The organism is Desulfosporomusa polytropa (assembly GCF_055380075.1).
The window spans coordinates 75,478-95,000 of the sequence record NZ_AP042400.1 but is presented as its reverse complement, the minus strand read 5'-3'; the positions used below and the strand labels follow the sequence as shown (position 1 = coordinate 95,000).

The following is a 19,523-nucleotide window of genomic DNA, read 5'->3' as shown; positions in this document are numbered from 1 at the left end:
GACACAGTCCAGAAAGTCGCCTTCGCCACTGGTGTTCCTCCCAATATCTACGCATTTCACCGCTACACTGGGAATTCCACTTTCCTCTCCTGCACTCAAGATTCCCAGTTTCCTGCGCCTATACGGGGTTGAGCCCCGCACTTAGACACACGACTTAAAAATCCACCTACACGCCCTTTACGCCCAATAATTCCGGACAACGCTTGCCACCTACGTATTACCGCGGCTGCTGGCACGTAGTTAGCCGTGGCTTCCTCCTTTGGTACCGTCATTACCCTGCATTATTCACACAAGATACGTTCGTCCCAAACGACAGAGCTTTACAATCCGAAGACCTTCTTCACTCACGCGGCGTTGCTCCGTCAGACTTTCGTCCATTGCGGAAGATTCCCCACTGCTGCCTCCCGTAGGAGTCTGGGCCGTGTCTCAGTCCCAGTGTGGCCGTTCATCCTCTCAGACCGGCTACTGATCGTTGCCTTGGTGAGCCATTACCTCACCAACTAGCTAATCAGACGCAGACCCATCTCTAATCGGTAGCTTATAAATAGAGGCCACCTTTCTTATCTTAATCATGCGACCAAGATACCACATTCGGTATTAGCACCACTTTCGCGGTGTTGTCCCCAATTTAGAGGCAGGTTGTCTACGCGTTACTCACCCGTTCGCCACTAAGCATCCATTGCTGGATACTCCGTTCGACTTGCATGTGTTAGGCACGCCGCCAGCGTTCGTCCTGAGCCAGGATCAAACTCTCCAATAAATTATTATTGAAGCCATTTGTTGGCTCTATAAATCATAGTAAGAAATTGTTTTTGTGTTGTATGTCGCAAGCGACATACAACCGCACATCTGGCTTTTATGATGCATTACTTACATTGTTCAGTTTTCAGGGAACACCTTTTGTTGTTCGCATTGGCGCTGATATTCAGCGTTGCGACGTTTCTATATGTTATCACGCTTATTGCATCGTGTCAACATAATATTTTATTAGTAACTTTTGATTCATTTAAGAATATTTTGTCGCATCAATCAGCGACTTATTTATATTATCATTTCATTAATTAAATGTCAACACACTTATTGTATATAATTTATAGGAAAATAATACGCCCCCGGGATTTTTTTTGGTGTGCTCCCCGTCAATAGGACAATCAAAAAATATAAAGATTTTTTTACAGCTCATCCGTTTAGATGGGCTGTTTTTCTTATGCAGCCCTGTAATGTTCGTGGTATTCATAAGGTGTCATAACGTCCAGCTTTCGTTGTAACCGGTCAAAGTTGTAGTAGTGAATATAACTACGGATTGCATGCATTAATTCCGTTCTACTGGTGAATTTCCGAGTATAGTACATCTCGCGTTTCAGTATTCCCCAGAACCCCTCCATTGGCCCATTGTCAATGCAGTGGGCCACACGGGACATGCTTTGTGTCATTTCCTTTTTAATGAGTCTTTTGTGAAATCTGCGGCTCGTATACTGGAATCCGCGATCGCTGTGAAACAGTGGATGTGCTGCAGGTTCTGCTTTTGCTGCTGCATCGAACGTATCAAACGCCAGCCGGTTATCGTTGTGGTCGCTTAATACAAATGACACAATCCTGCGATCGTAGAGATCCAATATGGCGCTCAGATAAAGCTTGTGCACAACCGGACCTTCAAAGTATTTAAATTCACTTACATCCGTCAGCCATTTTTCATTAGGGCAATCTGCATGGAACTTGCGGTTCAGGATATTATCTGCTATATAATCCGGATTTGATGCACGACGGGTGCAACAGTTATGGGGGTTCTTTATCGTAGACTGGATATGGAGTTTCCGAGCAATCCGCAGGATACGTTTGTCATTTACCTGTTCATTGTATTTGCGATTTAGATCATCCCGAATCCGGCGGTACCCTTTATCCGGATGCTGCTCATGGATTTCTATAACTTCTTTGGCTAGCCGTTCATTTTCTTGTTCATGCAGGCTTTTGCCGTCATTACGCCAATGGTAATAGGCCGACCGGCTGACATGCAGGATTTTACACAATATCTCAACCGGATAATGCTGTTGACTATCTTCAGCTAAGGCTTTCACGGCTTCATATTCTCGTTCTTGGCGCGTGAAGCCAAGACATCCCTTCTTTCCAGTTCCTTCAGTTTTTTTAGCACGTCAACTTCCATCTGCAGCCTCCAGTTCTTGTGTTTCAACTGGGCAACTTCAGCCTGTAGTTCTTCTTGCGAGGTACGGCCAGGCAATGTTCCAGCCCGATGCCCACGCCGATCTTCCAGACCTGCATTTCCCATTTCTAGGTATTTTTTTGTCCACTGGTATACCTGTTGGTACGATACCTGGTATTTCAGGGCTGCTTCGCCATAATTCGTATCATGGGCAAGACAGTATTCGGCGATTTCCACACGCTCATTCAGTGTCATCTTTCTAGCTTTTGACATGATTCGGCTTCCTCCTGACCGGAGCTTGAACTCCTCATGTCCATTATACTGCGTTAGCCAATGACGCAATTGGGAATCAGAGTGAATCTGGTATTTTTTGCAAATACCCAATAGGGAATCATCACCTTGCAGATAATCGGTCACAGCTGCAAGCTTCAGTTCCGGCGGATATACTCGATTGTTCTTCTGCGATTGTAAGCCAGCTTCACCTTCTGACTGGTACTGACAAATCCAGACCCTCACTGTTTTGTGGTCAACTTCCAAGGTATTTGCTATATCGGCTATGCTTATGCTTTTTGCCAAGTACTTCTTGCAAGCATCTATCTTTAAAGCAATCAATACTTTTCCTTTATGTGGCATAAAATTACCCCCAGACAAGACAATTTGTTTTTTCATTGTCCTATCTAGGGGTAGCATATCATTTAGCAATACCCGGGGGCATTTATTTTATTTCATTTGGACTTACCTTGTCCCGATACTTTCACCATCACTAATAGCTGCTTGCGCTGCTGCTAATCTAGCCAATGGTACACGATATGGTGAGCAGCTGACATAGTTTAGGCCTATTTCATGACAGAATCTGACTGAACTGGGTTCACCACCATGCTCACCACAAATGCCAATCTCCAGCCCTGGACGAACCTTGCGTCCGCCTTCGACAGCTATACGCATAAGCTTACCAACACCCTTTTGATCAATAGCGATAAATGGGTTTTCTTTTAAAATTTTGCGTTCAAGATAATGCGGCAGGAATTTCCCTTCAGCATCATCTCTGCTAAATCCTAGCGTAGTCTGCGTCAAATCATTAGTCCCAAAGCTAAAGAAATCACAGTACTCCGCCAATTCTTCCGCCAAAAGAGCAGCCCGCGGCATTTCAATCATTGTACCGATAGAGTAATGGAAGGTAACATTGGCTGCTTTCATAGTTGCTGCAGCAATCACTTCAATTTTTTCTCTAAAGAACTTCATTTCGTTTACATCTATGGTTAATGGGATTTCAACTTCTGGCAATACTTTATACCCTTCTTTGGTAAGTCTGGCCGCTGCGTTGAAAATAGCTTGCATTTGCATTTCATAAATTTCCGGGAAGGTTATGCCCAGACGGCAGCCGCGATGACCAAGCATTGGGTTGAATTCGTGTAAGGCCCGTACTTTCTTTAATAACTGTAATTTTTCATCTAGCAATTTTGGGGTTTTCCCAGTTATTTTAAGCTCAGTAGTTTCCACAAGCAATTCCTCAAGACTGGGGAGGAACTCATGCAGCGGTGGGTCTAACAGGCGAATGGTGACAGGAAACCCTTCCATAGCTTGTAGTATTCCGTAAAAATCACCTTCTTGCATTGGCAAAAGATGAGCCAATGCCTTCTGGCGTTCTTCGAGTGTTTCAGACAAAATCATTTGTTGAACATAGGGCAGCCGTTCTTGTTGCATAAACATATGCTCTGTTCTTACAAGGCCAATCCCAACAGCCCCAAAATCCCGGGCTTTTTTAGCATCTTCCGGAGTGTCGGCATTAGCTCTAATTCCAAGTCGTTTAAATTCGTCGGCCCAAACTAATAACGAGTTATATTCATTAGATATCTCCGGATCTTTCATCGGCACTTCGCCTATAATTACCCGCCCGGTAGACCCGTCAATGGAAACCAGCTCACCTTTTTTGATTACTATTGTCCCAATGTTGAACTCTTGTTTTGCATAATCAATCCGAATGGCTTCGCAACCACACACGCAGGGCTTGCCCATCCCCCGTGCGACTACTGCAGCATGGCTAGTCATACCGCCCCTGCTGGTTAAAATACCTTGCGCAGCAACTATCCCATGAATATCATCAGGTGTCGTTTCGGTACGCACGAGCAGCACTTTTTTACCTGCCTTGCCCATACGCTCAGCCTCATCAGCATCAAAAACAACCTTTCCTGAAGCCGCTCCCGGTGATGCAGGCAAACCTTTAGCCACAACATTCAAAGTAGCATTGCCATCAATCTGCCGATGCAATAGCTGATCAAGCTGACCGGGTTCAACAAGCATTAACGCTTGCTGTTTGGTAATCAAGCCTTCCTGTGCCAGTTCAAAGGCAACACGTACACTGGCTTGCGCTGTGCGCTTACCATTTCGTGTTTGAAGTATATATAGACGCCCACGCTCAATCGTAAATTCAATATCCTGCATATTTTTGTAATGACTTTCTAACAGTCGGGCAATACGCGCAAACTCAGTATACAGTTCAGGCATCTCATCATTAAGCTGCGCTATCGGGCGCGGAGTACGAATCCCGGCAACCACATCTTCCCCTTGGGCATTGGTCAAAAATTCACCGTACAATAAATTTTCACCAGTCGAAGGGTTACGAGTAAAGGCCACACCTGTACCAGAGTCATTACCCATATTACCAAACACCATAGACTGAATATTTACCGCTGTCCCCAGGTCATGGTCAATCTTATTAAGATTCCGGTATACTATAGCTCTATCATTATTCCAAGAACGGAATACAGCCTCAATAGCCATCTCCAGTTGATCTAGCGGATTTTCCGGGAAAGGTTTGCTGGTTTTTGCCTGCACCAATTCTTTGTAACTATCAATAATTTTACGCAAAGATTCCGGAGTAAGCTCCTGGTCATATTTCACACCTTGCACATCCTTTTGTCTGTACAAGATATCTTCAAATTCATATTTAGGAATTTCCAATACAACATCACTAAACATCTGAATAAATCGACGGTAAGCGTCATAGGCAAACCTAAGGTTGCCTGTGTTTTTTGCTACTGATTGTAGAGTTTCCTCATTAAGACCCAGGTTTAAGATAGTATCCATCATACCTGGCATCGAGAACATAGCGCCAGAACGCACAGATACCAATAAAGGGTTTTTCACGTCACCAAACTTCTTATCTGCTTGCTGTTCAACTACTGATAAATTGCTTTTAATTTCATTCATTAGTCCGTCTGGGAGTTTTCGGCCCAACCGATAGTATTCGGTACAAGCTTCAGTTGTAATGGTCATTCCTGGAGGTACCGGCAACCCAATATTAGTCATCTCCGCCAGATTAGCACCTTTACCTCCTAATAGAGCTTTCATCTCTGCTTTGCCTTCTTTAAATAGATAAACAAACTTACTCACTTGTCACTACCCCTTTCCGGTAAATGTCCAGCACATAGGCTGCCGTCTCTTCTACAGATTTGTTAGTTACATCAATAACAGTGCATTTAAGTTTTCGCATAATTGACCATGCATACTCGTACTCTGCTGCTATTCGTTCCATATTTACATAGTCAGTCTCTACAGATAAACCCATTAATTTCAATCGTTGCTTTCGTATTTCCTGTAAAATTGTTGGACTAATTGTTAGCCCAATAATTTTATTTGCTGGTACATTAAAAAGTTCATCTGGTGGCGGTGCTTCGACAACAAGCGGCACATTAGCAGCTTTAATACCTTTATGAGCTAAATACATACATAACGGCGTCTTCGAGGTACGGGATACTCCGACTATCACAAGGTCAGCCTTCTCCAAGCCTCGGGGGGCTTTGCCATCGTCATACTTTACGGCAAATTCAACCGCCTCCACTTTGGCAAAATATTCTTTGTCAACCTTTCTAATAAGACCGGGTTCATTACGTGGCAATAAACCAGTAATGTTTTCTAGTGCAGCAATGACTGGATACATAATATCAACGCTGATTATACCAAGTTCGGTTGCTTTAATCTCTAAACACTCTTTTAAATCCTGGCGCACTAGGGTATAGACCACAACCGCACCAAGCTGTGCGGCCTCCTCTAAAGCACCCACTATTTCTTCAGCTGAATTAAGATGAGGTTTGCGCTTAAAGTTTATCTTGGCACCAGCAAATTGACTGGCTGCCGCTCTTACCACAAGTTCGGCGGTTTCGCCGATTGAATCGGACATAATATACACGGTTGGCATGTTACTGGCTGGACGTATAGCCATTACCCCCTCAAATTGCCGTCATTACTCATCCTGCTAGTTAAATATTTTTACTAGGAAAAACATTTAACAAACCACTTGCCTTCTAATCACCCCACGCTTCTAAATATAGTATACTAAATAGAATTTAAGAACCATTAGCATACTCTAATTACAACCTATTCAACATGAATTCCCTTTTTCCTTCCAAGATAATAAAAAAACTATGGATAGTTTTTAACCATCCATAGTTTTGGTATTCTACATTATTCCCATTCAATTGTAGATGGTGGTTTAGAGGTAATATCATAGACAATTCGATTTACCCCTTTGACCTCATTAACAATTCGCCGCGATATGGCGTCAAGCACCTCATACGGCAGACGTACCCAATCCGCAGTCATACCATCTTCACTTTCTACGATTCGTAGACCAATAGTGTAGGCATATGTCCGCTCATCACCCATGACCCCGACACTCTTCATCGCAGGCAATACGGCAAATGATTGCCATATCTTGCGGTACAAACCGGCCGCTTTAATCTCCTGATATACAATAGAATCGGCTTCGCGTAGAATTTCTAAACGTTCTTCGGTAATTTCGCCGATAATTCTAATTGCTAAACCAGGACCGGGGAAAGGCTGACGAGACACAATGTCTTCCTCCAGGCCAATTTCACGGCCTAGCGTCCGAACTTCATCTTTAAACAGGTCTCTAAGCGGTTCGATCAACTCAAACTTCATATCTTCCGGCAGGCCGCCTACATTATGGTGGCTCTTGATAACAGCAGCCGTAGCGGTTCCACTTTCAACCACATCAGGATATAACGTTCCCTGTACCAGATAATCAATATCGCCTAGTTTAGTCGATTCCGCTTCAAATACGCGAATAAACTCTTCGCCGATAATTTTTCGTTTTTGTTCCGGCTCAGTCACGCCCTGCAGTCGCTTCATAAAGCGGTCAACAGCATCTACATACACCAAATTCATTTTAAAGCCATCACGGAAAGTTTTCACAACTTGTTCGGCTTCACCTTTGCGCAGGAAACCATGATTTACAAATACGCAGGTCAACTGCTCCCCTACAGCGCGATGCACCAACACCGCAGCAACGGAAGAATCGACACCACCACTTAATGCACACAGCACGCGTTTATTCCCGATCTGCGCCTGAATTTTAGCAACAGCCTGATCAACAAACGAACCCATATTCCAATCGCCGTTACAGCCACAGATAGTAAATAAGAAATTCTTGAGCATTTGCATACCCTCTGGAGTATGCACTACCTCTGGGTGAAACTGCACACCGTAAATACGCCGATCCCGGTTTTCCATCGCAGCTACTGGTGTACTATTGGTATGTGCGGTAATAGTAAATCCTGTCGGCGGCTCAGTAATATAATCACCATGGCTCATCCATACTTGAGTTTCGGCATTAATTTCTGTAAAAAACCCTTCGTTTTTATCAACCAACAGTTTGGTGTTACCATATTCGCGCGATTCGGCATGAGCGACTTTACCGCCCAGGGTATGGGCTGCCAGCTGCATACCATAGCAAATGCCCAAAACTGGCAAATTAATGTCAAATACCTGTGGATCACATTTAGGTGCACCTTCGCCGTAGACACTAGATGGGCCGCCGGAAAAAACTATACCTTTCGGGGCCATTTGACGAATTTTATCAATACTAGTATTAAATGGCACAATTTCACAATAAACTCCGCACTCGCGGATTCGTCTGGCAATTAGCTGACTATATTGGCCGCCAAAATCCATAACCAAAATCATTTCTTGTTTTTCTGTCATCATGTATAGAGACCTCCACCTCAGATAGTTCGGTAAATTTAGTTATCGGCATAAGCCTGAAACTTTATGCAATCTCATGGATTTCGCCATATATCGCCAAATTCCTGCCAAGGAAGAAAACTAAGTAAAAAAACAAGATTGTTTCCCCTTGTTCTGCATGACTATTATCTATCAAGCCATCGCAGTACAAGCAGTAACAATCTCGCTGTTTTAATGCCGCTGGATCCCATTATCGCTATACTTTTCTAATAGTTCTCCCACGGTAACAAAACGATAGCCCTCAGCCTGCATTTTCTCAATGAGAATCGGCAGAGCATCAGCAGTCTGTACAGGGGTATCAGAAGCATGCATCAAAATAATCGCCCCCGGTTTAAGACGCTTCATAACTCTTTCAACAATAACATCTCTCCCAGGATTTTTCCAGTCCAGCGAATCTACATTCCAGATGATCGTTTTATACCCCAATTCATCAGTGGCCTTTAATGATTTTTGACTATAGTGACCATTAGGCGGACGCAAAAGTCGGGGTTCCACTCCTGTAACCTCTTTAATTTGCTCATGAGCTTTCGTAATATCTTCCTTTACCCATTCAGCCGACCTATCGCCATAGTTTTCGTGCCGATAACCATGACTGGCAATCTCGTGACCATCTTGGGCTATACGCTGTGCTACCTCAGGAAATTTCTTGGACCAAGGCCCCATAATAAAGAAGGTGGAATGAATATTATTTTTTTGCAATGTATCTAAGATTGACGGTGTAAATTTATTGCCCCAGGAATGATCAAAGGTAAGCGCTACAACCTTTTGGTCAGTTCGAGTCCCGGCAATCGCTATTGGACCGCCAGAAATTACGTCAGCGACCTGCACATACATGGCTGATATAGCAAATAAACCAATAATACTATAGAAAATATTCCGGTGATGAAACAGACGATGCAAGTTAATAATCATAGTTCCCCCTCCCTCCGCAGTACAGTAGTATGTATGCATTAGGTGGGATGATTATGCTTGGCACTTCATACACATGGGCTACCAAACTAAAATGTTACTATTGTTTATACATTAATATAGTATAATAGAATTATATCACGCTGAAACTCGGGCTTAGCCCCCAAAATACATCTAATACCCTAAAGGCCGAAAGACTAAAAGATGATGAGGAGAAATGAACGATGAGTGTTTTTTCAAATATAAAATCACTATTCATTCGTGAATCTACTAAAAATGAAGAATTCCTGTCGATTTACGATAAAAATCAAGAATTAATTCAAGAACTTACCTGCAACATACAAGATACCTGCCAGCAGCTCATACAAATTTCCGAACCACAGCATGAACAATTTAATCCATTATACGAACAACTATGCCAACTATGCAAAAATGCTATAGTAAAATTGCCTTCAGACTTCGTTTACAGTGATGCTGGCAATGCCTTTTTCACGGCAATAGCGTATACTAAATTGTACTATTGGATACGGTCAAGTAACTATAAAAAAGAACATGAATTAGAGTTAATTCTTAGCGAGGAAATCACCAACAAAAAAAGATTATCACCAACAATACGTACAGCTGTTCAAAGAATATGTTTTGAGGAAAGTACTGATCAAAATAAATACGAAGCCAGTTTGGAATATTTTCGCAAAATGTGTACTCATAAAATTGATAAATTATCCCCAGCAGAGATCCTTGACGAATAAATCAAAAAATCTGCTATTCTTTCTTTTTCCTTTAAACGCCGCCCGATATGGACGGCGTTATTTTAATGCTGTTATAGCAACCTGACTAATACCAATACAGTCGCAAAACAAAGAAAAAAGAGGCCTCGCAAAAATTCAGTGAATTAATGCGAAACCTCTAGTTTTTTTAAGCACTATGTGACCAATCAGCGAATGATGTTGCTTACATCATGCCACCCATTCCGCCCATGCCACCCATTCCGCCCATGCCGCCCATGCCAGCAGCTGCACCAGCGTCTTTTTCTGGCTTATCAGCGATAAGAGTTTCTGTGGTAAGAACCATAGCCGCGATACTAGCAGCGTTTTGCAGCGCTGAACGAGTAACTTTGGCTGGGTCAACAATACCAGCAGCAATCATGTCAATATATTTTTCATTCAGAGCATCAAAGCCCTGGCCTTTACCGGCTTTTTTAACATTCTCAACAACAACTGAGCCTTCTAAGCCAGCATTGTTAGCAATTTGGCGTACTGGCTCTTCAATGGCGCGTCTAACGATTTGCACACCCGTTTTTTCGTCACCAGTAAGTTTCAAACTGTCTAAGCTAGACTGAATGTCGATGAAGGTAGTACCACCACCAGCTACAATGCCTTCTTCAACAGCAGCGCGAGTTGCATTAAGAGCATCTTCAATGCGCAGTTTCTTTTCTTTGAGTTCCACTTCAGTAGCAGCACCGACTTGGATAACAGCTACGCCGCCAGCCAATTTAGCCAGACGTTCTTGCAGTTTTTCTTTGTCGAAATCGGAAGTAGTTTCTTCGATATGAGCGCGAATTTGACCAACGCGTTTTTTGATTTCTTCCGCTTGACCGCTGCCATCAATGACAGTAGTTTCTTCTTTGGTTACACGCACTTGACGAGCACGACCAAGATCTTCCAAAGTTACACTATCAAGCTTGCGGCCGAGTTCTTCGGTGATAACAGCGCCACCGGTAAGAATAGCAATGTCTTCCAACATAGCTTTTCTGCGATCGCCGAAACCAGGAGATTTTACAGCTACCGCACGGAAGGTGCCACGAAGTTTGTTAACAACTAATGTTGCCAGTGCTTCACCTTCTACGTCTTCAGCAACAATTAATAATTCTTTGCCTTGCTGAACTACTTTTTCCAGTACTGGCAGCAGGTCAGCAATAGCACCAATCTTGCGGTCAGTAATAAGAATATACGGATCGTTTAAAACGGCTTCCATTTTATCCGGATCAGTAACCATGTATGGGGAAATGTAACCACGGTCAAACTGCATACCTTCTACAACATCAAGGTCGGTACCCATGGTTTTGGACTCTTCAACAGTGATTACACCGTCTTTACCGACTTTTTCCATAGCTTCTGCAATCAGTGTGCCAATTTCTGCATCACCAGCGGAAATAGAAGCAACTTGGGCGATAGCATCTTTGGTTTCTACTTTTTTAGCACTTTTCTTAATTTCTTCAACAAGCAAGTTTACTGCCTTTTGAATACCTTTTTTTATAATCATAGGGTTAGCACCGGCAGCAACATTTTTCATGCCTTCACGAATCATGGCTTGTGCCAGCAAAGTAGCTGTGGTGGTACCGTCACCAGCAATATCGTTAGTTTTGGTAGCAACTTCTTTTACAAGCTGTGCTCCCATATTTTCAAACGGATCTTCCAGATCAATATCACGAGCGATGGTTACGCCGTCATTGGTGATAGCTGGAGCGCCAAATTTTTTATCAAGTACTACGTTGCGTCCTTTAGGTCCTAAAGTAACTTTAACAGCATTAGCCAGTGCGTTTACGCCTCTTTCGAGTGCCCGGCGTGCTTCTTCGTCAAACAAAATTTGTTTAGCCATTTATGTATTACCTACCTTTCACTTTATACTAAAGTTTAGCTGATTATTAAATTATAGCCAGGATGTCTCTTTCGCTGATGATGAGGTACTCTTTGCCCTCAACCTTGACTTCCGTGCCGGCATATTTGGAGAAAATAATTTTGTCGCCAACAGTAACATCTAAGGCAACCTTTTGGCCATTTTCCAGAGTTTTACCTGTTCCAACAGCTACAATTTTACCTTCTTGTGGCTTCTCCTTGACTGTGTCAGGAAGAACAATACCACTCTTAGTCATTTCTTCCTTTGCCAAAGCTTCAATCACTACTCTGTCGCCTAATGGCTTAATCATGTAAAGAACCTCCCTTTATGGTGTGTTATAATATATTTATTTGGTTGTTGTTAGCACTCGCTTAAGTCGAGTGCTAATTCCATAATTTATAATATAAAATTATCCGCAAAAAATCAAGGGGATTTACGCAAAAAGTAGATAAAATTTTTAAAAACTTACTGGAAATATTAGGGCAGAGACTTTAAAGTCTCTGCCCTGGCATAAAAATGGCTATCTTTTACGAGTAGCTGACTCCACAATGGCTGCCGCTACGTCCCTGATTGATTTTCGTTTGCTCATGCTGTATTGCTGAATACGACGATAGGCCTCCGTTTCGGTTAGACTGTACGCGTCCATCAAAATACCTTTAGCCCGATCAAGTATTTTCCTGGTCTCTAGTGAATTCTTAACCTCTTCCAATTCCCGCTCTAATTCGGCAAACTCTTGAAACCGCGATAAGGCAATTTCCATGGCCGGAAATAAGTTAGCCTCTTTTACAGGCTTGACCAGATAAGCAAGTACCCCTGAATCTTTGGCTTTTTCTACAATCTCCTTCTGACTGAAAGCAGTTAAAAGCAGTACCGGCGCCAATTTTTCATTGGAGATGATTTTAGCTGCAGTAATGCCATCCATTTCCGGCATTTTTATATCCATAATAACAAGGTCCGGGTGGCATTTGCGGGCCAGTTCTACCGCGCGTACGCCGTCTGTGGCCTCGCCCACTACAGTATGTCCGGCTTCTTCCAATATTTCTTTAAGATCCATTCGTATGATTGATTCATTATCTGCAATTACTATCCGCAAAGTGTCCATGTTATTCCTCCTTGGCCTCTTTAGCGCCCTCCGTTAGGCGGGGAATGGTGATAAAGGCATGAGTACCGGAACGGGAAAAAAGACGGAATTTTCCCCCAAGATCGTTTTCTATCAGTGTACGAACAATCTGTAGACCTAGACTGTTGGTATTTTCAAGGCTAAAATCCGTAGGTAGGCCAATACCGTCATCATAAATATCTATCTGATAATTCTCTGGCGTTGTTGCAATATCTACGCCAATAAGTCCCTCTTTGCGTCCAACAAAGCCGTGCTCAATCGCATTTTGAATGAGTTCATTGATGACTAAGGCCAGACTGCTTGCCTGTTCAGACGGTAAAATAACAGTTTCCCCATTAAGCACGGTTTCAATATTAAAATTAGGTTCAAGCATATTTTGAATTACTAGATCCAAAATATTTTTGGTAACCTCAGCCACATCAATAAAACCTCTGTCCTGTTGAGATAAAAACTCATGCACAACCGATATACTCAAAATCCGATTAACGCTTTCTCTGAGCGCCGCCTTGACTTCTGGGGTCTTGGTGCGCCTGGACTGCAATCTAAGTAAACTGGCAATTGTTTGTAGATTATTTTTTACCCGGTGATGTATTTCTTGAATTACAGCTGATTTAACCAGTAATTCTTTTTCTTTTTTACGAACCTCAGTAACATCAGCAACAATAAACACAGTACGTGTCACAAGACCGCCGACAAAAATTGGAATAGCCCGCTGTACTAAAATCATGTTACCAGACTCAAATTCTTTTTCCATTGACTGCCCTGAAGACAATGCCTGCTGGGCCAACCGCATGTTGACTTGGCGATCAGATACCCGTCGGCCAATAACCCGGTTGATACCAAGAACTTTGTAAATAGCATCAGCGGCTGAATTAGCAAAAATAATATAACCGCGCTCGTCAATAATAGTAATGCCGTCACGGGTACCTAGTGGACGATAAAGCTCGCGCCCCAGCGGTTCGCCAACTGTTGCCATAGCTAAAAGCATAGATGCTGTTTCTACCAGCATACCATGGCCTTCCGCGCCGGCCTCTTGGTTACTTGTTTCAAAACTTGCAGCCGCAATAATTTGACCTGTCACATCTTTTATGGGATAAACCCGCATTTCGAGTGCATCCATACCAAGCGCCCACTCACGCTGCCCGGCAATAGCAGTACCGGAGGTTAGTGTTCGCCATATTAGTGGCTCTTCACAGGATTGTACCGTACTACCAAGAATATTGGTTTTAAAAGCAATATAACTGGTATTTGGTTTAGCCTGGGCAACAATGGCCAAAAAATTTTCACTGCGCGCTGGAGCATATAGCGTAACCTGAGCGTGCGCAAGGTCAGCCGCCAATCCCAGTACGCTTGCCGCATTCTCAATTACTTGAATTTGCACTGCGGTTAAGACAGTTATTTTTCGGCAAACATCGGCAACTACACCCATAAACTTTCCCCCGTTCAAATCAAACCCCAGGCTGTTAATCTTTATGTATTCAACTGTACTATTAAAAATTCCTTGTTAGCTGGTACCAAGTTGACTAAAGTACGCATCATTATCTTGATTCACAACCATCAGATGTGTTATCCCCAGAGTTATCCACATTATCCACAGATTTATACACAATTAACTTGTCGTTATACGACGGTTATTACCCACTTTGCGGAAAGTTATCCACATTATCCACAATTATCTCTTTATTGTTTTCCACATTTATTGTGACCTAATGCAAGCGAGGGCACGGCATTAAGATTAAGATCCGCAAAATCCTGAGCCACATACTGATAATAGGCGCGGCAGGCAATCATCGCCGCATTGTCTGTACAAAGTACTGGTGGCGGATAAAAGAATCCAATCTCCTGCTCAGCGGCTGCTGCGGCTAGTTCAGCTTTCAGGTATGAATTGGCGGCCACCCCACCAGCTAGAACTAATTGATTGACACCAACGTGCTTGGCAGCTGCTATAGCCTTCATTACCAATACGTCCACAACAGCTGCCTGAAAGCTGGCGGCTACGTCAGGAATACACACTGCTTCCCCACGCTGAGCAGCAGTGTGTAAGTAGTTTAATACCGCTGATTTTAGACCACTAAAACTAAAGGCAAATTTGTTTTCCCCTGCCATATCAGCAAATGCCCGGGGAAAAGCAATAGCGGCAGGATTGCCTTCTTTGGCAGCATTATCAATATGCGGACCTCCAGGGTAAGGAAAATTCATAACCCGAGCAATTTTATCAAAGGCTTCCCCTGCGGCGTCATCGCGAGTTTGACCTAATAGTTCTAGCTCATTATAATCCTTGATGTGAATTAGTGAAGTATGACCGCCAGACACTACCAGCGCCACAAAAGGTGGCTTTAATTCATTATGGGCTAAAAAGTTGGCAAAAATGTGGCCTTCTAAATGATTGACGCCAATCAGCGGCTTGTCAAGAGCAAAGGCCAGCGTTTTGGCCGTAGCTACGCCGACCAAGAGCGCGCCGACTAATCCTGGACCATAGGTAACGCCGATTGCATCGACATCTGCCAGTGTTATTCCAGCTTCAACCAAAGCCTGATCAATAACCGGGATGACTTGTTCAATATGTTTGCGTGAGGCTATTTCAGGTACAACGCCACCAAACTTTTGATGTGTTGGCACTTGTGATGAAATAATATTGGATAAAATTGTACGCCCGTTGGATACAACAGATGCCGATGTTTCATCACAGCTTGTTTCTATAGCCAATGTTAAACTTTGCTTCATAAGGACAGACCTCCATCATATGTCTGCTAATTATTACATGATCGAATGATGTATTTAAATCGTGAAAGAGAGCCACATTAAAGTCAAGGACAGCAACATACAGTCCGCGAAAGGAGGTGTAGGTACATGGCACGCTCGAATAAACCTGTAAACCCAGGAGCTGAAAACGCTCTTGACCAGATGAAAATGGAAGTGGCTAATGAATTAGGGATTTCCGAGCGCGTTCGTAGCCAAGGTTGGTCAACGATGACCTCTGCCGACTGCGGCCGCGTAGGTGGCCACATGGTTCGGAAAATGATTGAGCAGTATGAATCTACTCTCCAATAGAGTTTATCGCACAGGGCGGCTATAGCCGCCCTGTCGCTTTAGTCTAGTTCAGTTAATCACCTTTTAATGTGTTCGCGCATATGTTGAATTACACAATCACCCTTTGGGGCTGCGAATATATCACGCGGCCCCCTTTTTTTAGTCTACCAGAATTTATAACACAATTCTGTTGACATAAGAACGACTAAGGCTTCTGCCGGCGTCCTGAAGGACTTGGCACAAGCCAAGTCTTTTCTTATAGTTTATCTAACCACATAATAAGCGCGTCTTCGCCCAGTTCGGCATAATAGTTAGGCCGGAGCCCGCGTTCAACAAAACCACGGCGCGAATAAAGTTTGCGGGCTGGTACGTTGGATGGACGAACTTCAAGTGTCATACTAACTGCCCCCAGCATTTTGGCGTTAAGAACCATGTGCTCTAAAAGCAGCGAACCCAAGCCATGGCCCTGGCATTCAGGTAAGAGAGCAATATTGGTGACATGTGCTTCATCCAACACTAGCCAAAAGCCACCATAACCCACTAACTGACCTTCCTCCACAACTACCAGATAATGCGCCAAATCATTACTAACCAGTTCTTCTTCAAAGGCAGTGCGCGACCAAGGCGTAGTAAAAGCCTTATTTTCCACAACCACCACGGCATCCAAATCTGCCGTCTGCATATATCTGATACTGATTGCAGCCACTAGCAGCGCTCCCGCTCCTGAGCTTGCCGCCGTTCCCACAGTACCTCTGCTTCTGACCGTCTGATATATAGTGGTTCCAAGGTAGCTACATTATGCCTGATCCCTTTAGCATACATACCTTGCGCCATAACAGCAACACTACCGGCACGAGGCATAATAACATGTGGCGGTACAGGGTGAAAAATATCGGCTTTATGCATGACTGCTGCCTCCCCCAACAGGAGGGCAGGCTTCTCCATTTTGGCAAGCTCAGCCTGAGCCTCCGAAAAAGCAACCACTCGAGGCGGCTGTATCTCAAAAACAGCATCATCAAGCCATTCATATAGCCCTAAATATACATTGCCCCTTTGGGCATCAAGCATAGGAGCCAAAACCACTCCTGGAACCGGACAGGAAAACGCGAGGGCCGCAAGGGTGGGTACGCCGATAAGCGGAATATTAAGCGCATACGCCAGGGCTTTTGCCGTTGCTAACCCAATCCTAAGACCAGTAAATGAACCTGGTCCAATACTTACAGCAACTGCCTTCAAACCAGTTTGTGCTATTTCAGCCATATTGAGCAAACTGGCAATATGAGGCATGAGCCGCTCTGAATGTGTTTTTCGATTCTGAATCGTAAGTTCAGCCACCAACGTGTCCGGTGTGGCAATAGCCACGCTGGATACAAGGGTGGCTGTATCAATAGCTAGAATGGGCAATTTCTTCCAACTCCTCACAAAGCGTTTGATACCGTTCCCCTTTGGCCTTGAGATTAATAACCCGCTCGTCTGGCAGCTCACCATACTCTAAAGTCAGCCATACGTGCTCTTTTGGCAAAAATTCCAGGAATTTCTCGGGCCATTCGATAATAGCTATACCACCGGCATCTACATAATGATCAAAACCAATATCATCAAGCTCTGCTGGATGTTCGAGACGATATAAGTCAAAATGATAAATCGTAACGTCTTGGCTGTCAGCACTCTGACCCTCATAAACATTAAGAACAGTAAAAGTGGGACTGCTTACAACATCAGCAACCTGGAGCCCTTCCGCAATCCCCTGGCTTAACAAAGTCTTCCCAGCACCAAGATTGCCCGACAAACAGATAACATCACCCGGCCTGAGAACCTTGGCCAATGCCTGTCCAAACTGGTACGTTCCCTCTGCCGAGGAAGTTTTACGTACTAGTATACTAGACGTCTCCGCTTGACGGAAGTGGTTATAGCCTCTGGCTTCAAGTTCTTGCACACCGCCAGCTTCATCAACTAGTGTTACGCCCTGACTGCTGTCAACAATCTCACCGATCTTGGCTAACTGCAAATCCGGCTGCGCAAGCAACAGTTCCTCATATTTATTTGATTCCATAGTAAATAAGAGCTGAAAGTCCTCACCGCCATACAGTGCGTAATCGAGGGCCTGCTTACCTAGCTTTTCGGACGCTTCTTTGAGTTCAGCTGCCAGCGGAATTTGCGAGGCATATAATTTTATACCCACACCACTGGCTTTAGCTATTTCATGCGACTCACTAGCAAGCCCATCACTAACGTCATCCATACTGGTGGCTCCGGCATCAGCCAAAATAGCTCCCGTTTTAACCTGTGGTCGCGGCGATAAATGGGCCGTAACAAGCGGCCAAGCAAAATCAAAATCCTCCCAATCGCCAACTGACAATAAGTCCAGCCCTGCCGCTGAATTTCCCAGCACCCCGGTCACTGCTACAACATCACCAATCTGTGCCCCGGAACGTCTCACTAAATTGACTGGCGCAACCTCACCAGTTACTGTAACATTGATCACAAGTCCCTGAGGAGTAGAGACAGTATCACCACCGACAATATTAACACCAAACTCATGGCAAATTTCTTTCATGCCCTGATACAGATTTACGACAAAATCTGCCGGTGTGGACGGGGGTAAGGCCACCGACACTACCGCGTGACGAGGTACACCACCCATAGCGGCAATATCACTTAAATTAACCGCAATTGCCTTATAACCAAGCTGCCAGGGAGTTGTAGTAGCCAAATCAAAATGTACAGATTCAACTAACATATCAGTAGTCACCAGCAGCAATTGACGCGGTGTTGGCAGTAGCACAGCAGCATCATCACCAATTCCAAGAACCACGCTGCTATGATCACTAATCGTATCTTGTTTAATTAAGTCAATCAGACCAAATTCTCCGAGTTTTGTAAGCTCGTTCATTGAAACACCACCTTCTATGGCTGCATAATGCTTCTAATAAATTCTCTTTTATGCAAGTATTTCCTGCAAGAATAGTATGCCACACCACGAAAAAAAGTTGTACTGCCCTCAAGGATTTATCATTACCAATACAAAAACAGCAGTCTTCCACGAGAAGGACTGCTGTTTTTTGCTATTTTTTAATAATCTTTTCTGACCGGCTGAGCGGTTCACTTGTATCCATATGCCCAGAAATAGTCTCAATCTTTTTGCCGTTAACCAGAATTTGTACCTGCTCAATATCGGGAAACTCGGTAAGAGTATTCACGATAGCGCCTACCAACAAAATTTCACTGGCAGATCCGCCACCATTCTTTTTGATTAACTTGTCATTAAAATCCACATAGGCAATGTGATCTTTGACAGTTATGTTTTTCATTTGGGTTCCTGCTGGCATAACACCAACAAATTCAGGATTTTTGGGTCCAGCCTGTAATAATTCAATAGCTGTACGGGCCGGATGACTATTGACAGGTACTTTATGCATTTCCGGTACAAGATACATCGCATCTTTAGTAGCATGGTAAACCACAAGCTGCATTGTCCGCTCCGGTTCAGCAGTAGCACTACCGGATGGTTGCGACTTGTCAGCCACCTTGTTCTCGGGATTTGCCGGTGTTGGCTGATTGCCTGGAGCAGCATTATCGCACCCAGCAATCATAAACACTATGGCCATTAGCATAGCCATTATAATCAATCTACTAATTTTCATCATA

General features: G+C 43.8%; 17 protein-coding genes and 1 rRNA gene (1 of these 18 running past the window's edge). 2 read left to right on the top strand and 16 right to left on the bottom strand.

What is annotated here, in order from left to right; translation table 11 throughout:
* The 7 genes from ACZ449_RS02015 to pdaB form a co-directional block, all read right to left on the bottom strand.
* Positions 1-760 (bottom strand): 16S ribosomal RNA (locus tag ACZ449_RS02015); it reaches 798 nt to the left of the window's first position.
* A 445-nt stretch (positions 761-1,205) separates the two neighbouring features.
* The gene (locus tag ACZ449_RS02010) at positions 1,206-2,075 is read right to left on the bottom strand and encodes an IS3 family transposase (RefSeq protein ID WP_464259426.1); all 870 of its coding nucleotides are present in this window, start codon (positions 2,073-2,075) and stop codon (positions 1,206-1,208) included.
* Positions 2,072-2,791, bottom strand: coding sequence for a transposase (locus ACZ449_RS02005; protein WP_464259425.1), 720 nt, complete (start codon positions 2,789-2,791; stop codon positions 2,072-2,074). The genes ACZ449_RS02010 and ACZ449_RS02005 overlap by 4 nt, the downstream gene beginning before the upstream one ends.
* Before the next feature lie 102 nt (positions 2,792-2,893).
* Complete coding sequence (ppdK, locus tag ACZ449_RS02000; protein ID WP_464259424.1) at positions 2,894-5,551, bottom strand: pyruvate, phosphate dikinase; 2,658 nt, start codon at positions 5,549-5,551, stop codon at positions 2,894-2,896.
* On the bottom strand, positions 5,544-6,380 hold the full coding sequence (locus ACZ449_RS01995) for a pyruvate, water dikinase regulatory protein (protein ID WP_464259423.1): 837 nt from the start codon (positions 6,378-6,380) through the stop codon (positions 5,544-5,546). The genes ppdK and ACZ449_RS01995 overlap by 8 nt, the downstream gene beginning before the upstream one ends.
* A 242-nt stretch (positions 6,381-6,622) precedes the next feature.
* Positions 6,623-8,164, bottom strand: a complete 1,542-nt coding sequence (gene guaA / locus ACZ449_RS01990; RefSeq protein WP_464259422.1) for a glutamine-hydrolyzing GMP synthase — start codon at positions 8,162-8,164, stop codon at positions 6,623-6,625.
* Between the two features lie 207 nt (positions 8,165-8,371).
* Entirely contained in the window at positions 8,372-9,112 is a 741-nt protein-coding gene (pdaB, locus tag ACZ449_RS01985; RefSeq protein ID WP_464259421.1) for a polysaccharide deacetylase family sporulation protein PdaB, read from the bottom strand.
* 221 nt (positions 9,113-9,333) lie between these two features.
* Here pdaB and ACZ449_RS01980 point away from each other — a divergent pair, with 221 nt between their 5' ends.
* Positions 9,334-9,858, top strand: a complete 525-nt coding sequence (locus tag ACZ449_RS01980; RefSeq protein ID WP_464259420.1) for a hypothetical protein — start codon at positions 9,334-9,336, stop codon at positions 9,856-9,858.
* 202 nt (positions 9,859-10,060) lie between these two features.
* Here ACZ449_RS01980 and groL read toward each other — a convergent pair whose 3' ends face one another.
* From groL to tsaD, 5 genes are all read right to left on the bottom strand, one after another.
* Positions 10,061-11,707 (bottom strand): chaperonin GroEL, encoded by a 1,647-nt coding sequence (gene groL / locus ACZ449_RS01975; RefSeq protein ID WP_464259419.1) that lies wholly within the window; start codon positions 11,705-11,707, stop codon positions 10,061-10,063.
* Between the two features lie 46 nt (positions 11,708-11,753).
* Positions 11,754-12,035, bottom strand: coding sequence for a co-chaperone GroES (groES, locus tag ACZ449_RS01970; RefSeq protein ID WP_464259418.1), 282 nt, complete (start codon positions 12,033-12,035; stop codon positions 11,754-11,756).
* 210 nt (positions 12,036-12,245) lie between these two features.
* A complete protein-coding gene (locus ACZ449_RS01965) occupies positions 12,246-12,827 on the bottom strand; it encodes an ANTAR domain-containing response regulator (RefSeq protein ID WP_464259417.1) in 582 nt (193 codons plus the stop codon).
* Position 12,828: 1 nt separating this feature from the next.
* Positions 12,829-14,274 (bottom strand): sensor histidine kinase, encoded by a 1,446-nt coding sequence (locus ACZ449_RS01960; protein WP_464259416.1) that lies wholly within the window; start codon positions 14,272-14,274, stop codon positions 12,829-12,831.
* A gap of 251 nt (positions 14,275-14,525) precedes the next feature.
* Positions 14,526-15,569: a tRNA (adenosine(37)-N6)-threonylcarbamoyltransferase complex transferase subunit TsaD gene (tsaD, locus tag ACZ449_RS01955; protein ID WP_464259415.1), complete on the bottom strand. Its 1,044-nt coding sequence runs from the start codon at positions 15,567-15,569 to the stop codon at positions 14,526-14,528.
* 126 nt (positions 15,570-15,695) lie between these two features.
* Between tsaD and ACZ449_RS01950 the strand changes: the two genes are divergently transcribed.
* Complete coding sequence (locus ACZ449_RS01950) at positions 15,696-15,896, top strand: small, acid-soluble spore protein, alpha/beta type (protein ID WP_464259414.1); 201 nt, start codon at positions 15,696-15,698, stop codon at positions 15,894-15,896.
* A 235-nt stretch (positions 15,897-16,131) separates the two neighbouring features.
* Here ACZ449_RS01950 and rimI read toward each other — a convergent pair whose 3' ends face one another.
* From rimI to ACZ449_RS01930, 4 genes are all read right to left on the bottom strand, one after another.
* Positions 16,132-16,581 (bottom strand): ribosomal protein S18-alanine N-acetyltransferase, encoded by a 450-nt coding sequence (gene rimI, locus ACZ449_RS01945; protein WP_464259413.1) that lies wholly within the window; start codon positions 16,579-16,581, stop codon positions 16,132-16,134.
* Positions 16,581-17,279, bottom strand: a complete 699-nt coding sequence (gene tsaB, locus ACZ449_RS01940) for a tRNA (adenosine(37)-N6)-threonylcarbamoyltransferase complex dimerization subunit type 1 TsaB (protein ID WP_464259412.1) — start codon at positions 17,277-17,279, stop codon at positions 16,581-16,583. Before tsaB ends, rimI begins: the two co-directional genes overlap by 1 nt.
* Positions 17,260-18,768, bottom strand: a complete 1,509-nt coding sequence (thiL, locus tag ACZ449_RS01935) for a thiamine-phosphate kinase (RefSeq protein WP_464259411.1) — start codon at positions 18,766-18,768, stop codon at positions 17,260-17,262. The genes tsaB and thiL overlap by 20 nt, the downstream gene beginning before the upstream one ends.
* A 172-nt stretch (positions 18,769-18,940) precedes the next feature.
* Positions 18,941-19,522, bottom strand: coding sequence for a GerMN domain-containing protein (locus ACZ449_RS01930; protein WP_464259410.1), 582 nt, complete (start codon positions 19,520-19,522; stop codon positions 18,941-18,943).
* Between the last annotated feature and the right edge of the window lies 1 nt (position 19,523).